Raw genomic sequence first — 16,364 nt, 5'->3', positions numbered from 1 at the left:
GTCGTAACCGCCTGCTGCCGGGCGAAACGATAGAACAGCAAGATTCCAGGATCAAAAAAATAGAAGACTGTATGAAATCAAAAGGGTACGTTCTGTGGGATTACTCACAATGCGGGCCCCGTAAAAAACCGAGCGGTATGTGTAACTAGTTTGGGTTTGCGTGTTTGTCTTCGACGCAGGTTATTAACGTATTGATTTTCGGTGATATTGAATGAAAAAGCTGTTTGTACAGTTTTATCTCCTGCTGTTTGTCTGCTTCCTGGTGATGACCATGCTGGTTGGGCTGGTCTATAAATTCACCGCCGAACGTGCGGGCAGGCAGTCACTGGATGATTTAATGAAAAGCTCGCTCTACCTGATGCGCAGCGAGCTGCGAGAGATCCCGCCACACGACTGGGCCAAGACCTTAAAAGAGCTGGATCTGAACCTGTCGTTTGATCTGCGCATCGAGCCGATGAAGGATTTCGATTTAGAGCCACCCGCCATGCAGCGACTGCGTGACGGGGACATTGTGGCGCTGGATGAGAAATATACCTTTATCCAGCGCATTCCACGGAGCCATTACGTTCTGGCCGTGGGGCCGGTACCTTATCTCTATTATCTGCACCAGATGCGCCTGCTGGACCTTGCCCTGCTGGCTTTCATTGCCATTTCGCTCGCGTTCCCGGTCTTTATCTGGATGAGGCCACACTGGCAAGACATGCTGAAACTGGAATCAGCTGCGCAACGTTTTGGTGACGGGCATTTTACCGAGCGCATTCACTTCGACAGCGGTTCCAGCTTCGAACGTCTTGGCGTGGCGTTTAACCAGATGGCCGATAACATCAATGCGCTGATTATCAGTAAAAAACAACTCATTGACGGAATTGCTCACGAGCTGCGTACGCCGCTGGTACGCCTGCGCTATCGGCTGGAGATGAGCGAAAACCTGACGGAGGCCGAGTCTCAGGCGCTGAACCGCGACATTGGTCAGCTTGAGGGCCTCATTGAGGAGCTCCTGACCTACGCGCGCCTCGATCGCCCGCAAAACGAACTGAACCTCAGTACGCCGGACCTGCCCGGCTGGTTACAAACCCATATCGATGATGTCCAGAGCGTAAACCCGCAACGTACGCTGCTGACACACGTCACGCCCGGCGATTATGGCGCACTGGATATGCGTCTGATGGAACGCGTGCTGGATAATCTGATGAACAACGCCATGCGCTATAGCGAGAGCACGCTGCAGATTGGCTTAGATTTACAGGGTAGTCAGGCCTGTCTGACGGTTGAGGATGACGGACCGGGCATCGCCCCGGAAGCGCGTGAAACGGTGTTTGAGCCGTTTGTACGCCTCGACCCCAGCCGCGATCGTGCCACGGGGGGATGTGGCCTCGGGCTGGCAATTGTTTACTCCATTGCGCAGGCGATGGGCGGCACGGTGCATTGTGAAGAGAGCGCGCTCGGCGGCGCGCGCTTCTGCTTTAGCTGGCCGGTATATCACAACATCACCCTTCCCGTCCCTACCTGACCTTTATCGCACGCTGGCCTGACCCGGCGTGCTGTGCTATATGATAAGTATGTTGTAACTAATGAAGAGTTATCATGGCGACGTACGATCTCATCGAAAGGCTGAACAGCACGTTCCGCGACATTGAACACGAGTTACTGACTCTGACCGAACGTTTGCAGACCTGCCGCCTGTTAGCCGCGCGGGTCTTTACCCTGCCGGATGTGGTGAAAGGCGCTGAACACGACCCGCTGGAAACCATAGAGGTGCAGCAGCATATCGGCAAAGCGGCGCTGGAACTGACGCTGCGGCACTACCGTCGCCTGTTTATCCAGCAGCAGTCAGAAAACCGCAGCAGTAAGGCGGCCGTTCGTCTGCCGGGCGTAATCTGCCTGCAAACTGATGCAACAACGCGAGAAGCGCTGGAAAACCAGATTGCGCATATCAACACGCTTAAGGCGACGTTTGAAAAGATCATCACTGAAGAGTCGGGTCTGGCCCCTGCCGCCCGCTTTGAATGGGTACACCGACAGCTACCGGGATTAATCACCCTGAATGCCTACCGTACGCTGACGGTACTGCGTCATCCCGCTACGCTTCGCTTCGGCTGGGCCAACAAGCACATCATTAAAAACTTCACCCGGGATGACATTCTGGCGCAGCTGGAAAAGAGTCTGAAGGCACCGCGGACTGTCGCACCGTGGTCACGCGAGCAGTGGATTGAACGGCTTGAGCAGGAGTACCACAGCATCGCCTCACTGCCGGCAGATACCCGGCTTAAGATTAAGCGTCCGGTGAAGGTGCAGCCTATCGCGCGCGTCTGGTATTCCGGCCAGCAAAAGCAGGTACAGTATGCCTGCCCGACGCCGCTGATCGCACTTTATGATGCCGATCAAGGGGCCATTGTGCCGGATATTGGCGAACTGCTGAATTACGATGCTGAAAATGTCCAGCATCGTTACAGACCTCAGGCGCAACCGCTGCAGCTGATCATTCCGCGGCTGCACCTGTATGTGGCGCAGTGATTATTTCAGGCTGCCGACCATCGATTCCGGGCGTACCCATGCATCAAACTCAGCCTCCGTCAGGTAACCCAATGCCAGAGCGGAGGCTTTCAGCGTCAGCCCCTCTTTATGCGCTTTTTTCGCAATCTCAGCGGCTTTGTCGTAGCCGATATGGGTATTCAGCGCGGTCACCAGCATCAACGACTCATTGAGCAACTGGCTGATGCGCTCGCGGTTTGGCTCAATGCCTGACGCACAGTGCTCGTTGAAACTCTCCATACCGTCCGCCAGCAGGCGTATGGACTGAAGCACGTTGTGAATCACCATCGGGCGATAGACGTTCAGCTCAAAGTTACCGGACGCGCCGCCCATGTTAACGGCAACGTCGTTACCCATTACCTGACAGCAGAGCATGGTCATGGCTTCACATTGGGTCGGGTTTACTTTGCCCGGCATGATTGAGCTACCCGGCTCGTTCTCCGGAATGCTAATTTCACCGATACCGCAACGGGGACCCGAGGCCAGCCAGCGCACATCATTGGCGATTTTCATCAACGACGCTGCCAGCCCCTTGAGGGCACCGTGGGTATGAACCAGCGCATCACAGGTGGCCAGCGCTTCAAACTTATTCGGCGCCGTGATAAACGGCTGCCCGGTGATGGCCGCCAGCTCGTCGGCAACGCGCACCGCATATTCCGGATGGGTATTTAACCCCGTACCGACCGCCGTTCCGCCCAGCGCCAGCTCTGCAAGATGCGGCAGGCTGTACTCGATATGCTTGAGGTTATGTTCTAGCATTGCCACCCAGCCGGAAATCTCCTGGCCGAGCGTCAGCGGCGTGGCATCCTGCAGGTGAGTACGTCCTATTTTGACGATATCGCTGAAAGCCTGCGCCTTCTCGCTAAGGGTGATTTTAAGCACGTTGAGCTGCGGGATCAGCTGTTCACGAAGCGCAATCACCGCCGCCACGTGCATCGCCGTCGGGAAGACGTCGTTCGAACTTTGGCTTTTGTTTACGTCATCGTTCGGGTGAACCTTACGCTCCATACCGCGCACGCCGCCCAGCAGTTCGCTTGCCCGGTTCGCCAGCACTTCGTTCATATTCATGTTGCTCTGGGTGCCAGAACCGGTCTGCCAGATGGCGAGGGGGAATTCATCGGGATGCTTGCCGGCCAGCACTTCATCGGCAGCAGTGATAATCGCGGTGGCCTTATCTGCCGCCAGCAGGCCTAAATCCTGATTCACTTTGGCGGCCGCACGTTTAGTGAGCGCCAGCGCCTGAATCAGCGAGACGGGCATTTTCTCGGTCGAAATACGGAAATGTTCCAGCGAACGCTGGGTTTGCGCGCCCCATAGCTTGTCAGCCGGGACATCGATCGCGCCCATAGAGTCTTTCTCACGGCGTACCGTAGTCATTACTTTCTCCTTGATAACACTGTCGGGATTGCTCACATGCTTCAGAGATAAGTATTGATTGCTTTACAGAAAAGAAATGGCGCTTTGTGCGCTCTTTGATGTGCCGGGTGACGTGAACGCCACCCGGCTATAGTAGATTACTTCACACACGCCGAACATTGAGAGGACTGGATCTGCCTGAAGAAGTCGTTACCTTTGTCATCCACAAGGATAAACGCCGGGAAATCTTCCACTTCAATTTTCCAGATAGCTTCCATACCCAGTTCCGGGTATTCAATGCACTCCAGGCTCTTGATGCTGCCCTGCGCGAGTACGGCAGCCGGACCGCCGATGCTGCCCAGGTAGAAGCCACCGTGTTTATGGCAGGCATCCGTCACCTGCTGGCTACGGTTTCCTTTTGCCAGCATGATCATGCTGCCGCCGTTGGCCTGCAGCTGGTCAACATACGAGTCCATACGGCCTGCGGTGGTCGGGCCTAACGAGCCAGAGGCGTAGCCTTCTGGCGTTTTGGCCGGGCCTGCATAGTAAATCGGGTGATCTTTGATGTACTGCGGCAGCCCTTCACCGTTGTCCAGACGCTCTTTCAGTTTCGCGTGAGCGATGTCACGACCAACGATGATGGTTCCGTTAAGAGAGAGACGGGTCGACACCGGATACTGAGACAGCTGCGCCAGAATCTCTTTCATCGGACGGTTCAGGTCAACGTGAACGGCTTCACCCTCTCCCGCTTTGCGCAACGCTTCAGGAATGTACTTCCCTGGGTTGTTTTCCAGTTTTTCGATCCAGACGCCTTCGCGGTTGATCTTCGCCTTGATGTTACGATCCGCAGAACAGGAGACCCCCATCCCGACCGGACAGGAGGCGCCGTGGCGCGGCAGACGGATCACACGCACATCATGGGCAAAATATTTGCCGCCGAACTGCGCACCCAGGCCAAGGTTACGCGCTTCTTCCAGCAGTTCCTGTTCAAGCTGAACATCGCGGAACGCCTGGCCGTGCTCGTTCCCTTCGGTAGGCAGGCCGTCGTAGTATTTGGTCGACGCCAGCTTCACCGTTTTCAGGGTGCTCTCTGCTGACGTACCGCCAATCACAAAGGCAATATGGTACGGCGGGCAGGCAGCGGTGCCGAGCGTGCGCATTTTCTCAACCAGGTAATTCTTCAGCTTGCCCGGCGTGAGCAGCGCTTTGGTTTCCTGGTAGAGATAGGTTTTGTTCGCTGAACCGCCACCTTTGGCGATGCAGAGGAATTTGTATTCATCACCGTCCACGCTATACAGGTCAATCTGCGCAGGCAGGTTTGTGCCCGTGTTGACCTCTTTGTACATATCCAGCGCCGCGTTTTGCGAGTAGCGCAGGTTGTCTTCGGTGTAGGTGTTGTACACGCCGTGCGCCAGCGCCGCTTCGTCGCCGCCGCCGGTCCAGACGCGCTGGCCTTTTTTACCCACAATGATGGCCGTGCCGGTGTCCTGGCAGGTAGGTAAAATACCTTTCGCCGCGATATCCGAGTTACGCAGGAACTGCAGGGCGACGTATTTGTCGTTTTCGCTGGCCTGCGGGTCGCTCAGGATATCGGCAACCTGCTGCTGGTGCGCAGGGCGGAGCATAAACGAGGCGTCGTGGAAAGCCTGCTGCGCCAGTAACGTCAGCGCCTGCGGATCGACCTTGAGGATCTCCTGCCCTTCGAATTCAGAGACGGAGACGTGATCGCGGGTTAACAGGTAATATTCGGTTTGATCCTTACTGAGGGGGAAAGGATCCTGATAATGAAAGGGTTTGTTCGACATTGTTCTCTCACTTACTGCTTCAGTCTGATTATTTGGGCAGATGTTCCGCTGCCCGCTTAAAAGCGAGTCAGCTTATCCTACACAATTTTTTAACAAAAACTGAGACTAGTACGACTTTTTACATCCACAGGTTACTTCCATGTGGTTTATTGCTTTAATACTCGGAGTTAATTCCACCATTGAATCAGGGCTTGATAATGCAAAAACTCATTAACTCAGTGCAAAACTACGCCTGGGGAAGTAAAACTGCGTTAACGGATCTCTACGGTATCGCGAACCCAAACAACCTGCCAATGGCAGAACTGTGGATGGGTGCGCACCCGAAGAGCAGCTCAAAAATTGAAGACGCAAGCGGCCAGGTTCGCTCTCTGCGCGACGTGATTGATGCCGACAAAGCCACCCTGCTGGGTGACAAGGTTGCCAGCCTTTTTGGTGAGCTGCCGTTCCTGTTTAAAGTGCTGTGCGCCGACCAGCCGCTCTCCATCCAGGTTCACCCGAATAAAAAAGCCTCTGAGATGGGCTTTGCGAAAGAGAACGCGGCCGGTATTCCGTTAGATGCGGCCGAGCGTAACTACAAAGATCCTAACCACAAGCCGGAACTGGTCTTTGCGCTGACCCCCTTCCTGGCGATGAACGCGTTTCGCGAGTTCTCAGAAATTATCTCCCTGCTGCAGCCGGTGGCGGGTGCTAACAACGCGATCGCTCACTTCCTGGAAAACCCGAATGCAGAAGGCCTGAGCCAGCTTTTCGCCAGCCTGCTGAACATGCAGGGAGAAGAGAAATCTCACGCCCTGGCGGTGCTGAAAGCAGCGCTGGACAGCCAGCACGGTGAGCCGTGGGATACCATCCGCCTGATTTCTGAATTCTACCCGGACGACAGCGGCCTGTTCTCCCCTCTGCTGCTGAACGTGGTGAAGCTGAACCCGGGCGAGGCGATGTTCCTGTTTGCTGAAACCCCGCACGCCTACCTGCAGGGCGTGGCGCTGGAGGTGATGGCCAACTCAGACAACGTACTGCGTGCAGGCCTGACGCCGAAATACATTGATATCCCTGAGCTGGTTGCCAACGTGAAGTTTGAGGCGAAGCCTGCGGATCACCTGTTGACTCAGCCTGTTAAACAGGGTGCGGAGCTGGACTTCCCGATCCCGGTGGATGATTTTGCCTTCTCACTACATGACCTGAGCCCGGCAGAAACCGCCATCGCGCAGGAGAGCGCGGCAATCCTGTTCTGCGTTGAGGGTGAAGCAACGCTGCATAAAGGTGGCGAGCGTCTGGTGCTCAAGCCAGGCGAATCGGCATTTGTAGCGGCAAACGAGTCGCCGGTGAGCGTGAGCGGTACCGGTCGTCTGGCGCGTGTTTTTAATAAGCTATAAGCACTTACTGAATTTTTTAACAACTCTTGCTAAGCTAGTTGAAGACTTTACATCACCGGGCGGTTTCTACCGCCTGGTTTCATTTTAGGGATAGTCGCAATGAAAAAATCGGTCGTAGCGGTAGGAGTGATTGTAGCGTTAGGCGTGGTCTGGACAGGTGCCTCCTGGTTTACCGGGAAACAGCTGGAAAGCCGTCTGGCTGAGATGGTGGCACAGGCTAACGGAGAGCTTAAGCGTGGCGCGCCGGAAGCAGGCGTGGAGCTTGCCTACCAGAATTATCAGCGTGGTGTCTTTACCAGCCATATGCAGGTGGTTGTCAAGCCTGTCGCCGGTAATGAAAATGGCTGGCTGAAACCGGGCCAAAGCGTGGTGCTGGATGAAGTGGTCAGCCACGGTCCGTTCCCGCTGGCACAGTTAACGTCTTTTAACCTGATCCCGTCGATGGCGTCCGTTCACACTGTACTGGTGAATAACAACTTAACCAAACCTCTGTTTGATCTGGCAAAAAATGAGTCACCTTTCGAGGTTAACACCCGCATCAGCTACGCCGGTGACACACGTTCCAGTATTGATCTGAAAGCACTGAACTACGAGAAAGATAACGAGAAAGTGACCTTTAGCGGGGGGAATTTCAAGGTTGATGCTGACCGCGATGGAAATGTCTTCTCCCTGACCGGTGAAGCAGAGAGCGGCCTGATCAATGCCGTCAATGAATACGGTCAAAAGGTTCAGCTGACGTTCAATAACCTGAAAGCCGATGGCGACAGCAAGATGACCGATTTTAAAGAGCGTATCGGTAATCAGAAACTCTCTTTCGACAAGATTGCTATCGCGGTTGAAGGGAAAGAGATGGCCGTGCTGGAAGGCATGGAGGTGGACGGCAAATCCGACGTGTCTAAAGACGGTAAGAGCATCAATACCCAACTGGATTACGCCCTGAAGAGCCTGAAAGTGCAGAACCAGGATCTCGGGACCGGCAAACTGTCGCTGAAGATTGGCAATATCGACGGTCAGGCGTGGCATGAATTTAGCCAGAAATACAGCAAAGAGAGCCAGGCACTGCTGAGCAATGCCGCGCTGCAGCAGAATCCGGAAGTTTACCAGCAGCAGGCCATGGCGGTGCTGATGAATAACCTGCCAATCCTGCTGAAAGGCGAGCCGGTTATCACCGTGGCCCCGCTGAGCTGGAAAAACAGCAAAGGCGAAACCAACTTTAACCTGTCCCTGTTCCTGAAAGACCCGGCAACCGCAACGGGTGAACCTCAGACGCTGGCGCAGGAAGTGGATCGCAGCGTGAAGTCACTCGACAGCAAGCTGACCATCCCTGTGGATATGGCGACCGAGTTTATGACCCAGATTGCGAAGCTTGAAGGGTATGGCGATGAAGATGCCGGCAAGCTGGCGAGCCAGCAGGTGAAAGGCCTGGCGGCAATGGGCCAGATGTTCCGCATCACGAAGATGGAAGACAACACCATTTCCACCAGCCTGCAGTATGCCAACGGTCAGGTCACGCTAAACGGCGATAAAATGCCGCTGGAAGATTTTGTCGGGATGTTTGGTATGCCTGCTCTGGGGATGCCGGAACCGGCTGAACCTGCAGCGCCGGCCGTGCCTGAAGCACCTGCTGCACCCGCTGCACCCGCTGCACCACAGCAGTAATCATCAAAACCCCTCTCTGATGAGGGGTTTTTTATTACCGGTTGCAGGTACTCAGCCTGGTGCCACGAATACTATTTCACCGTCACTAACCGTGCCGACACAATCTGGTGCCCGGCCTGCACGTCTGCTTTTTCGATGCGCTGCATAATCCTGTCCGCCAGCGTGTAACCCATCTCCCGGGCAGGTGTGGTGGCCCAGACAATGGGCAGATCGTCCAGCGCGTTTTCACCAACATCTGCAAATGCCCCTAACGCCACCTGGTGGCCGAAGAAGGTTTCAACCCCACCCTCGCCGCTCTGACGCCCGGCGCGGATCAGGCCAAACCAGGCCCCCATCGCAATCACCTCGTTATAGCAAATCACGGCGCTTATCGTCGGGCTACTCCGTAATAACGCGTTTATCGCTTCCGCGGCTTTCTTCTGGCTGGATTCGCATTCCACCACCCATTCGCTGTGGAACGGGAGGCCGTATTTAATCAGCGTCGCGCAGTAACCGCCTACCCGCTCGGCTCGCGTCAGGGACGAGCTTTTTCCGCCAAGCCAGGCAATGCGCTGATGCCCCCGATGAATAAGATGCTCCGTCAACATTTGTGCGGCCTGCATGTTGTCTGGTCGCAGGGTATCGGCTTCGTCCAGATAACTGGCGCGCGAGGCAAACACCAGCGGCACGCCTTTTTCGGCGGCGCGCTCGCACAAGTCATTACTCACACCCGACGCGCCGGCGACGATCACCCCGTCGACGCCCTGCGTAAGCAGCATATCCAGACGGGAAAGGAGCTGATCGGCCTCGCGACCGCCGTGAAGCAAAAAGACCATCCGTCCCTGCGCTTCAAGCGCTTCGGTCAGGCCAGCGGTCAGTTCGGCATAAAAGGGAGAGGTCAGGTCACGCACAATCAAACCGATCACACCGCTTTGGCCGCCGCGCAGCGCTGATGCCTGGCGGTTACGTACAAAGCCCAGTTGCTCAACCACCTCGTTAACCCGTTGCCCGGTCGCGGGAGAAATGCGTCCTTTCCCGCTGAGCACCAGTGAAACGGTGCTGACGGAAACCCCCGCCGCCAGCGCGACATCGTTGATGGTGATTTTTTTCGCTACAGCCATGTGTCGGCGTGACTCCCTGAAATGAGATCGGTAAAACGTTTTACCAATATGTAATCTTTATACTACCAGTCAAAGCCTGAGAATGTGATTCAGAGCGCACTAAACTTTGATAAAACGTTTTATCTTCTCGCAGCATTGAAGCAGATAAACTGATTTTAACAATAAAGGAGTCGTTTTATGACGGCGAAAGCAGCACAAAAAATATCGCTGTGGGAATTTTTCCAGCAACTGGGTAAAACCTTTATGCTGCCCGTGGCACTCCTCTCGTTCTGCGGGATCATGCTCGGGATCGGCAGTTCATTGAGCAGTAAGGACGTCATCACGCTGATCCCGTTCCTCGGGACACCTGTGCTGCAGGCGATCTTTATCTGGATGAGTAAAGTCGGCTCCTTCGCCTTCAGCTTCCTGCCGGTGATGTTCTGTATTGCTATCCCGCTGGGTCTGGCACGCGAGAACAAAGGCGTGGCCGCCTTTGCCGGGTTTGTCGGTTATGCAGTAATGAACCTTGCGGTGAACTTCTGGCTGACGGCTAAAGGCATTCTGCCCACCACCGATGCCGCCGTGCTTAAAGCGAACAACATTCAGAGCGTTATCGGGATTCAGTCCATTGATACCGGGATCCTCGGCGCGGTGATCGCCGGGGTGATTATCTGGATGCTGCATGAGCGCTTCCACAATATTCGCCTGCCTGATGCGCTGGCGTTCTTCGGGGGCACCCGCTTTGTACCCATTGTAACCCTTGTGGTCATGGGTCTGTTTGGCCTTATTATTCCGCTGATCTGGCCGGTCTTTGCGCTGGGGATTAACGGGATTGGCCGCATCATCAACGGTGCGGGCGATTTTGGTCCGATGATCTTCGGAACCGGCGAACGTCTGCTGCTGCCGTTTGGTCTGCAACATATTCTGGTGGCGCTGATCCGCTTTACCGAAGCGGGCGGCACAATGGAGGTGTGCGGACGCGATGTGAGCGGTGCGCTGACCATCTTCCAGGCACAGCTGAGCTGCCCGACCACGCACGGCTTCTCTGAAAGTGCAACCCGCTTCCTGTCACAGGGTAAAATGCCGGCCTTCCTCGGCGGCTTGCCGGGTGCGGCGCTGGCCATGTATCACTGTGCTCGTCCGGAAAACCGCCATAAAATTAAAGGGCTGCTGATTTCCGGTGTTATCGCCTGTGTCGTGGGCGGTACAACGGAGCCAATCGAATTCCTGTTCCTGTTTGTCGCGCCAGTGCTGTATCTCATCCACGCGGTACTGACCGGTCTGGGCTTCACCGTGATGGCGGTGCTGGGCGTCACCATCGGGAATACCGACGGCAACGTCATCGACTTTGTGGTGTTCGGGATCCTGCACGGGTTGTCGACTAAGTGGTACCTGGTACCGGTGGTCGCCGCTATCTGGTTCGCGGTGTACTACGGCATTTTCCGCTTCGCCATCACCCGCTTTAACCTCAAAACGCCTGGGCGGGATACCGATACCGCCAGCAGCGTTGAGCAGGCTGTTGCAGGTACCGTGGGTAAGTCCGGCTATAACACCCCTGCTATTCTGGCAGCGCTGGGCGGTGCGGATAACATTACCTCTCTGGATAACTGCATCACCCGACTGCGCCTGTCGGTGGCGGATATGTCGAAAGTTGACACCAACGCCCTGAAAGCCAACCGGGCCATCGGCGTGGTACAGTTAAATCAACATAATTTGCAGGTGGTTATCGGCCCGCAGGTTCAGTCAGTGAAAGATGAGCTGGCAACCCTGATGCGTACAGTGGAAGCCTGATGCCTCACCCCCTCGCGCTGAGGGGGTTTTTCTTTAAGGACTTGAGTCATGTTCGATTTTTCAACCGTCGTGGATCGACACGGCACCTGGTGCACGCAGTGGGACTATGTCGCCGACCGCTTTGGCGCGGCCGATCTGCTGCCCTTCACCATCTCCGATATGGATTTCGCGACCGCGCCCTGCATCACCGAAGCGCTGCACCAACGTATTCATCACGGGGTGTTTGGCTACAGCCGATGGAAAAATGAAGAGTTTCTCGCCGCTGTGGCACACTGGTTCCGGCAACGCTTTAACAGCCACATTGATACCGACTCGCTCGTGTACGGGCCTTCCGTTATTTATATGGTATCCGAACTGATTCGCCTCTGGTCAACTCCCGGCGACGGCGTGGTGGTCCATATCCCCGCTTACGATGCGTTCTATAAGGCCATCGAGGGGAATGCCCGCCAGGTGGTCGGCGTGGCGATGGAAAAACATGCCACGGGCTGGCAGGGAGATATGGCCGCGCTTGAGGCGGCGCTGGCAAAACCGGAAAACAAAATTTTGCTGCTGTGCAGCCCGCAAAACCCCACGGGTAAAGTCTGGACGCGTGAAGAGCTGAGTCACATGGCTGAACTGTGCGCCCGTTATGACGTGGCGGTGATCAGCGATGAAATTCATATGGACATGGTGTGGGGAGGCCGTCGCCATACGCCGTGGAATGAAGTGGCACGCGGTAAATGGGCACTTCTGAGCTCTGGTTCAAAAAGTTTTAACATACCGGCGCTCACCGGTGCCTGGGGGCTGATTGGCGATGAAGAGAGCCTTAACGGTTACCTCAGCGCATTAAAAGGTCGTGACGGGCTCTCTTCCCCTTCCGTACTGGCGCTGACGGCCCACATTGCTGCCTATCAGCAGGGAGAGCCATGGCTGGATGCACTGCGGGCGTATCTGGAGGAAAATCTGGCGTACATTGCCCACGAATTACACCGTGCGTTTCCGACGCTCAACTGGCAGCCACCGGAAGCCACGTATCTGGCCTGGATCGATTTACGTCCACTCAACCTTGACGACAAAATGCTACAAAAGGTCCTGATTGAGCAGCAAAAGGTCGCCATCATGCCGGGATACACCTACGGCGAAGAGGGGAACGGTTTTGTCCGTCTGAACGCGGGATGCCCGCGTAGCAAGCTTGAGCAAGGGGTTCAGCGGCTGATCGCTGGTATAACGACGCTCCTGTAATCAGATTGCGCAACGGAATATTCCCTTGCGCAAATAGCTTTTTACCTCGTTTTGTTTTTATAATATGACGCACTTTAACCAGAAAAGAGTGCGACCATGATTGATACACGCCTGCCACTAACTGATATTCACCGCCATCTTGACGGTAACATTCGTGCCCAAACCATCCTCGATCTTGGCCGCCAGTACAATCTCACGCTCCCTGCACAAACGATTGAGACCCTAATCCCCCACGTTCAGGTTACCTCAAATGAACCGGATCTGGTCAGTTTCCTGAGCAAACTCGACTGGGGCGTGAAGATGCTGGCCTCGCTGGATGCCTGCCGCCGTGTTGCTTTCGAAAATATTGAAGATGCCGCCCGTAATGGCCTGCACTACGTTGAACTGCGCTTTTCGCCAGGCTATATGGCGATGACCCACAACCTGCCCGTTGCAGGCGTGGTTGAAGCGGTAATTGACGGCGTGCGCGAAGGGTGTAAAACCTTCGACGTTCAGGCTCGCCTGATTGGCATTATGAGCCGCACCTTCGGTGAAGCGGCCTGTCTGCAGGAGCTGGAAGGGTTACTGGCGCATCGTGATGCGATCGCTGCCGTTGACCTGGCGGGTGATGAACTCGGCTTCCCGGGCAGTTTGTTCCTTTCTCATTTCAACCGCGCGCGTGACGCCGGCTGGCACATTACCGTGCATGCCGGTGAAGCGGCAGGCCCTGAAAGCATCTGGCAGGCCATCCGTGAGCTGGGTGCAGAGCGTATAGGTCATGGTGTCAAAGCCGTTGAAGATCGCGCCCTGATGGATTTCCTTGCCGAGCAGCGTATTGGTATTGAATCGTGTCTGACGTCCAATATTCAGACCAGCACAGTGGCATCACTGGCGCATCACCCGCTGAAAACCTTCCTGGAGCACGGTGTTCTGGCCTCACTGAACACGGACGATCCGGCAGTACAGGGCGTGGATATTATTCATGAGTACACCGTCGCCGCACCGCAGGCTGGCCTGAGTCAGGATCAGATCCGCCAGGCGCAGATTAACGGCCTGGACATCGCTTTCCTGACGCCAGCAGAGAAACAGGCGCTGCGGGATAAGGTCGCCCGCGGCTAAGCCCGTTGCCGGGTGGGCGCTTCGCCTTACCCGGCTTTGCCAGAATCACGCCAGACAGAGCGTTGCGCGGTGTTTGGCTGATTCAATCCCCAGTTCAATCAATTCCATAATCTGAATCGCCTGGCTGGCCGGAACCGGGTTATCCCCCGTCCCGTTTAGCGCATCACGGATAGCGGCATAATACGCCGGATAGTTACCCGGGATCGTCAGTAACGTTTCTTCAACCCTCTCTTCGCCTTCCACCCGCGTCACAACCCCGTCCCGCATGTCATAGCCCCAGTCTTCCTGCGGCAAACGCTCGCCGTTTTTCAGGCGTTCTTCCTGAGGATCGAGACCAAACTTCACATAGCTCCCGCGCGTACCGTGAAGGATATAACGCGCTGATTCGGCGGCTGCCACCATTGTCCCGTGCAGTACAATACGCCGCTGCGGGTAACTCAAGACGGCATGAAAGTAGTCGGTGGTTTGCGCTCCGGGTCTGAGCTGGGCCAGATCGACCGTCATACTGACCGGCAGGCCAAACAAATTTACGGCCTGATCGAGAAGATGCGGCGCTAAATCGTACCAGATGCCGCTGCCCGGCCCGGCTTGCTCACGCCAGCGGTTTCGGACCTGAGGGCGGAACCGGTCAAAGTGCGATTCAAAAAAGAGGATTTCGCCCAGCGTACCTTCATTAAGGAGCGCTTTTACCGTCAGGAAATCACTGTCCCAGCGGCGGTTATGAAATACCGAAAGCACTCTTCCAAAACTTTTTGCCAGCGCATCCAGTTCGCGCGCCTGTGACAACGTCACCGTGAAAGGTTTATCGACAATAACGTGCTTACCGGCTTCCAGTGCGGCCTTTGCCAGCGGAAAATGCGTGTCATTGGGGGTGGGAATGACGATCAGATCAATATTAGGGTCGTTAAAAAGATGCTTAGGTTCAGAAACAACCGGCACGGAGGGCCAGTCGGCATGCACTTTCGTGGCATCGCTACTGGAAACTGCCGCCAGCGCCATGCCCGGCGTCCCGGCAATCAGAGGCGCATGAAAAGTCTTGCTCGCGTACCCGTAACCAATAAGCCCGACGCGGATGCTATCACTCATAATGTTGCCCTCTTTTATGACTATCTTATTTCACACTGGCTACTCTGACGTTCTTACAGATTAATCATGTGCCATATGACGTAAAATAGCAGGCTATGCCGGTTGTTTTTGTTACATAGATTTAACGTTCTGATTTTGTTTAGGGGAACCGTTCCCAAAGCACTTGCCGCGGGGGAAACGGCGCTGTAACATTTGCAACCTGTATTTATGGATAAATTACACGTACCAGTCATGACGTCAATTATTAATCGAATCATTGAATTAGCGGGATGGATTGTCCTTGGGGTATCGGTCATTTTGCTTGGTGTTGCCAGCCATATCGATAACTACCAGCCGCCGGAGCCTGTCACCGTCGCCCAACCTAAGTAACCGGTTACCGCAATAAAGAGTGACATAATATGTCAGTTACTTATTGCCAGCCCTGGTGAACACGGTTAACCTTCTCTTCCAGGCATCGTCTGATGCCTGTACTTTCAGCAAAGAAAACTCCTAATTTAGTCGCGTTATCTGAGTGGGCTGTTTACGTCTTTATTAATCCGTTTATTATTCGGACGAATTACCTTAACTGGTATTACTCACTTTTATATGGAAACTTATTAATATGACAGTTCAGGACTATTTATTAAAATTTCGCAAGATCAATTCGCTTGAGAGCCTGGAAAAACTGTTTGACCATCTGAACTACACGCTGTCGGATAATCAGGAAATCATCAATATGTATCGCGCCGCTGACCACCGCCGTGCGGAGCTGGTCTCCGGTGGCCGTTTGTTCAACGTCGGTGAAGTGCCTAAGTCTGTATGGCGCTACGTTTTATAAGAAAGTAGCCATCCGCGCGAAATGTTATATACTCTCCGCCCTGCAAACTGGCTGTACAACATTTCGCGCAGATTATGGGAGAGTTCATGACCGCAACGCCTGGAGAACGAATTGGAGGCTGGTTAATCGCCCCACTGGCATGGCTGCTGGTTGCCTTATTAAGCGCATCACTTGCGCTGCTGCTTTATACCACCGCACTGATTACACCTCATGCAATCCAGACCCTGATGTCGCAAAGTGTGCTTAATATTACGATGTGGTTTGTGTCGTTCGTTTTTGCGATCGGGATGTGGTACTACACGCTATGGCTGACCATTGCCTTCTTTAAGCGCCGTAAGGGTGTCCCTAAACACTACATTATCTGGCTGCTGATTTCGGTCCTGCTGGCGGTGAAAGCCTTTGCTTTTTCGCCAGTTTCTGATGCCCTGGCCGTTCGCCAGCTGCTTTTTCCGTTACTGGCTGCGGCGCTGCTGGCGCCCTATTTCAAGCGTTCGACGCGGGTGAAGAACACCTTTGTGAACCCGTAATAACCTTACAGATAACCTGT

The 16,364-nt window shown here is 54.9% G+C and carries 14 protein-coding genes; 10 read left to right on the top strand and 4 right to left on the bottom strand.

Translation table 11 applies throughout. The features are described 5' to 3' along the window. Window positions 1-211: 211 nt before the first annotated feature. Together rstB and tus are read left to right on the top strand one after the other, a co-directional pair. Complete coding sequence (gene rstB, locus QMG44_RS05985) at window positions 212-1,510, top strand: two-component system sensor histidine kinase RstB (RefSeq protein ID WP_086532617.1); 1,299 nt, start codon at window positions 212-214, stop codon at window positions 1,508-1,510. Window positions 1,511-1,584: 74 nt separating this feature from the next. Continuing rightward, the gene (gene tus / locus QMG44_RS05980; protein WP_014169815.1) at window positions 1,585-2,514 is read left to right on the top strand and encodes a DNA replication terminus site-binding protein; all 930 of its coding nucleotides are present in this window, start codon (window positions 1,585-1,587) and stop codon (window positions 2,512-2,514) included. Here the strand turns inward: tus and fumC are convergent, their stop codons facing one another. Together fumC and fumA are read right to left on the bottom strand one after the other, a co-directional pair. Next, window positions 2,515-3,909, bottom strand: a complete 1,395-nt coding sequence (fumC, locus tag QMG44_RS05975) for a class II fumarate hydratase (protein ID WP_078773958.1) — start codon at window positions 3,907-3,909, stop codon at window positions 2,515-2,517. A 137-nt stretch (window positions 3,910-4,046) separates the two neighbouring features. Beyond that, window positions 4,047-5,693 carry a class I fumarate hydratase FumA gene (gene fumA, locus QMG44_RS05970; RefSeq protein ID WP_025204339.1) on the bottom strand — a complete coding sequence of 549 codons (1,647 nt, stop codon included), beginning with the start codon at window positions 5,691-5,693 and terminating at the stop codon, window positions 4,047-4,049. Window positions 5,694-5,890: 197 nt separating this feature from the next. On the opposite strand from fumA, the gene manA reads away from it, so the two are divergent. Next, on the top strand, window positions 5,891-7,066 hold the full coding sequence (gene manA, locus QMG44_RS05965) for a mannose-6-phosphate isomerase (protein ID WP_086532618.1): 1,176 nt from the start codon (window positions 5,891-5,893) through the stop codon (window positions 7,064-7,066). 99 nt (window positions 7,067-7,165) lie between these two features. Next, window positions 7,166-8,725, top strand: coding sequence for a YdgA family protein (locus tag QMG44_RS05960; protein ID WP_086532619.1), 1,560 nt, complete (start codon window positions 7,166-7,168; stop codon window positions 8,723-8,725). A 71-nt stretch (window positions 8,726-8,796) separates the two neighbouring features. Here QMG44_RS05960 and QMG44_RS05955 read toward each other — a convergent pair whose 3' ends face one another. Beyond that, window positions 8,797-9,825, bottom strand: coding sequence for a Mal regulon transcriptional regulator MalI (locus QMG44_RS05955; RefSeq protein ID WP_086532620.1), 1,029 nt, complete (start codon window positions 9,823-9,825; stop codon window positions 8,797-8,799). A 177-nt stretch (window positions 9,826-10,002) separates the two neighbouring features. Here QMG44_RS05955 and malX point away from each other — a divergent pair, with 177 nt between their 5' ends. The 3 genes from malX (at window position 10,003) to add (ending at window position 13,914) form a co-directional block, all read left to right on the top strand. Beyond that, window positions 10,003-11,595 carry a maltose/glucose-specific PTS transporter subunit IIBC gene (gene malX, locus QMG44_RS05950; protein WP_086532621.1) on the top strand — a complete coding sequence of 531 codons (1,593 nt, stop codon included), beginning with the start codon at window positions 10,003-10,005 and terminating at the stop codon, window positions 11,593-11,595. Between the two features lie 48 nt (window positions 11,596-11,643). Next, the gene (locus QMG44_RS05945; RefSeq protein ID WP_086532622.1) at window positions 11,644-12,816 is read left to right on the top strand and encodes a MalY/PatB family protein; all 1,173 of its coding nucleotides are present in this window, start codon (window positions 11,644-11,646) and stop codon (window positions 12,814-12,816) included. 96 nt (window positions 12,817-12,912) lie between these two features. After that, window positions 12,913-13,914: an adenosine deaminase gene (gene add / locus QMG44_RS05940; RefSeq protein WP_014169807.1), complete on the top strand. Its 1,002-nt coding sequence runs from the start codon at window positions 12,913-12,915 to the stop codon at window positions 13,912-13,914. A gap of 45 nt (window positions 13,915-13,959) precedes the next feature. Here add and QMG44_RS05935 read toward each other — a convergent pair whose 3' ends face one another. After that, complete coding sequence (locus QMG44_RS05935; protein WP_014169806.1) at window positions 13,960-15,000, bottom strand: oxidoreductase; 1,041 nt, start codon at window positions 14,998-15,000, stop codon at window positions 13,960-13,962. Between the two features lie 243 nt (window positions 15,001-15,243). Here QMG44_RS05935 and blr point away from each other — a divergent pair, with 243 nt between their 5' ends. The 3 genes from blr to QMG44_RS05920 all read left to right on the top strand — a co-directional run bounded on the left by blr (window position 15,244) and on the right by QMG44_RS05920 (window position 16,344). Beyond that, a complete protein-coding gene (gene blr / locus QMG44_RS05930; RefSeq protein ID WP_168112406.1) occupies window positions 15,244-15,369 on the top strand; it encodes a division septum protein Blr in 126 nt (41 codons plus the stop codon). Window positions 15,370-15,601: 232 nt separating this feature from the next. Then, entirely contained in the window at window positions 15,602-15,817 is a 216-nt protein-coding gene (gene ydgT, locus QMG44_RS05925; protein WP_006174966.1) for a transcription modulator YdgT, read from the top strand. A gap of 86 nt (window positions 15,818-15,903) precedes the next feature. Beyond that, window positions 15,904-16,344 (top strand): DUF2569 domain-containing protein, encoded by a 441-nt coding sequence (locus QMG44_RS05920; RefSeq protein WP_020884321.1) that lies wholly within the window; start codon window positions 15,904-15,906, stop codon window positions 16,342-16,344. Window positions 16,345-16,364: the final 20 nt, after the last annotated feature.

Source organism: Enterobacter sp. 200527-13, from assembly GCF_027924865.1.
Lineage (GTDB): Bacteria > Pseudomonadota > Gammaproteobacteria > Enterobacterales > Enterobacteriaceae > Enterobacter > Enterobacter ludwigii.
Note: the sequence above shows the minus strand (reverse complement) of the source record. Positions and strands in the feature narration are given on the sequence as shown.

Excerpts from the sequence above, each read along its gene's own strand:
- add (WP_014169807.1), top strand. The coding sequence starts at position 12,913 with ATGATTGATACACGCCTGCCACTAACTGATATTCACCGCCATCTTGAC.
- rstB (WP_086532617.1), top strand. The coding sequence starts at position 212 with ATGAAAAAGCTGTTTGTACAGTTTTATCTCCTGCTGTTTGTCTGCTTC.
- ydgT (WP_006174966.1), top strand. The coding sequence starts at position 15,602 with ATGACAGTTCAGGACTATTTATTAAAATTTCGCAAGATCAATTCGCTT.
- malX (WP_086532621.1), top strand. The coding sequence starts at position 10,003 with ATGACGGCGAAAGCAGCACAAAAAATATCGCTGTGGGAATTTTTCCAG.
- fumA (WP_025204339.1), bottom strand. The coding sequence starts at position 5,693 with ATGTCGAACAAACCCTTTCATTATCAGGATCCTTTCCCCCTCAGTAAG.
- QMG44_RS05920 (WP_020884321.1), top strand. The coding sequence starts at position 15,904 with ATGACCGCAACGCCTGGAGAACGAATTGGAGGCTGGTTAATCGCCCCA.
- QMG44_RS05935 (WP_014169806.1), bottom strand. The coding sequence starts at position 15,000 with ATGAGTGATAGCATCCGCGTCGGGCTTATTGGTTACGGGTACGCGAGC.
- manA (WP_086532618.1), top strand. The coding sequence starts at position 5,891 with ATGCAAAAACTCATTAACTCAGTGCAAAACTACGCCTGGGGAAGTAAA.
- QMG44_RS05960 (WP_086532619.1), top strand. The coding sequence starts at position 7,166 with ATGAAAAAATCGGTCGTAGCGGTAGGAGTGATTGTAGCGTTAGGCGTG.
- tus (WP_014169815.1), top strand. The coding sequence starts at position 1,585 with ATGGCGACGTACGATCTCATCGAAAGGCTGAACAGCACGTTCCGCGAC.
- QMG44_RS05955 (WP_086532620.1), bottom strand. The coding sequence starts at position 9,825 with ATGGCTGTAGCGAAAAAAATCACCATCAACGATGTCGCGCTGGCGGCG.
- fumC (WP_078773958.1), bottom strand. The coding sequence starts at position 3,909 with ATGACTACGGTACGCCGTGAGAAAGACTCTATGGGCGCGATCGATGTC.
- QMG44_RS05945 (WP_086532622.1), top strand. The coding sequence starts at position 11,644 with ATGTTCGATTTTTCAACCGTCGTGGATCGACACGGCACCTGGTGCACG.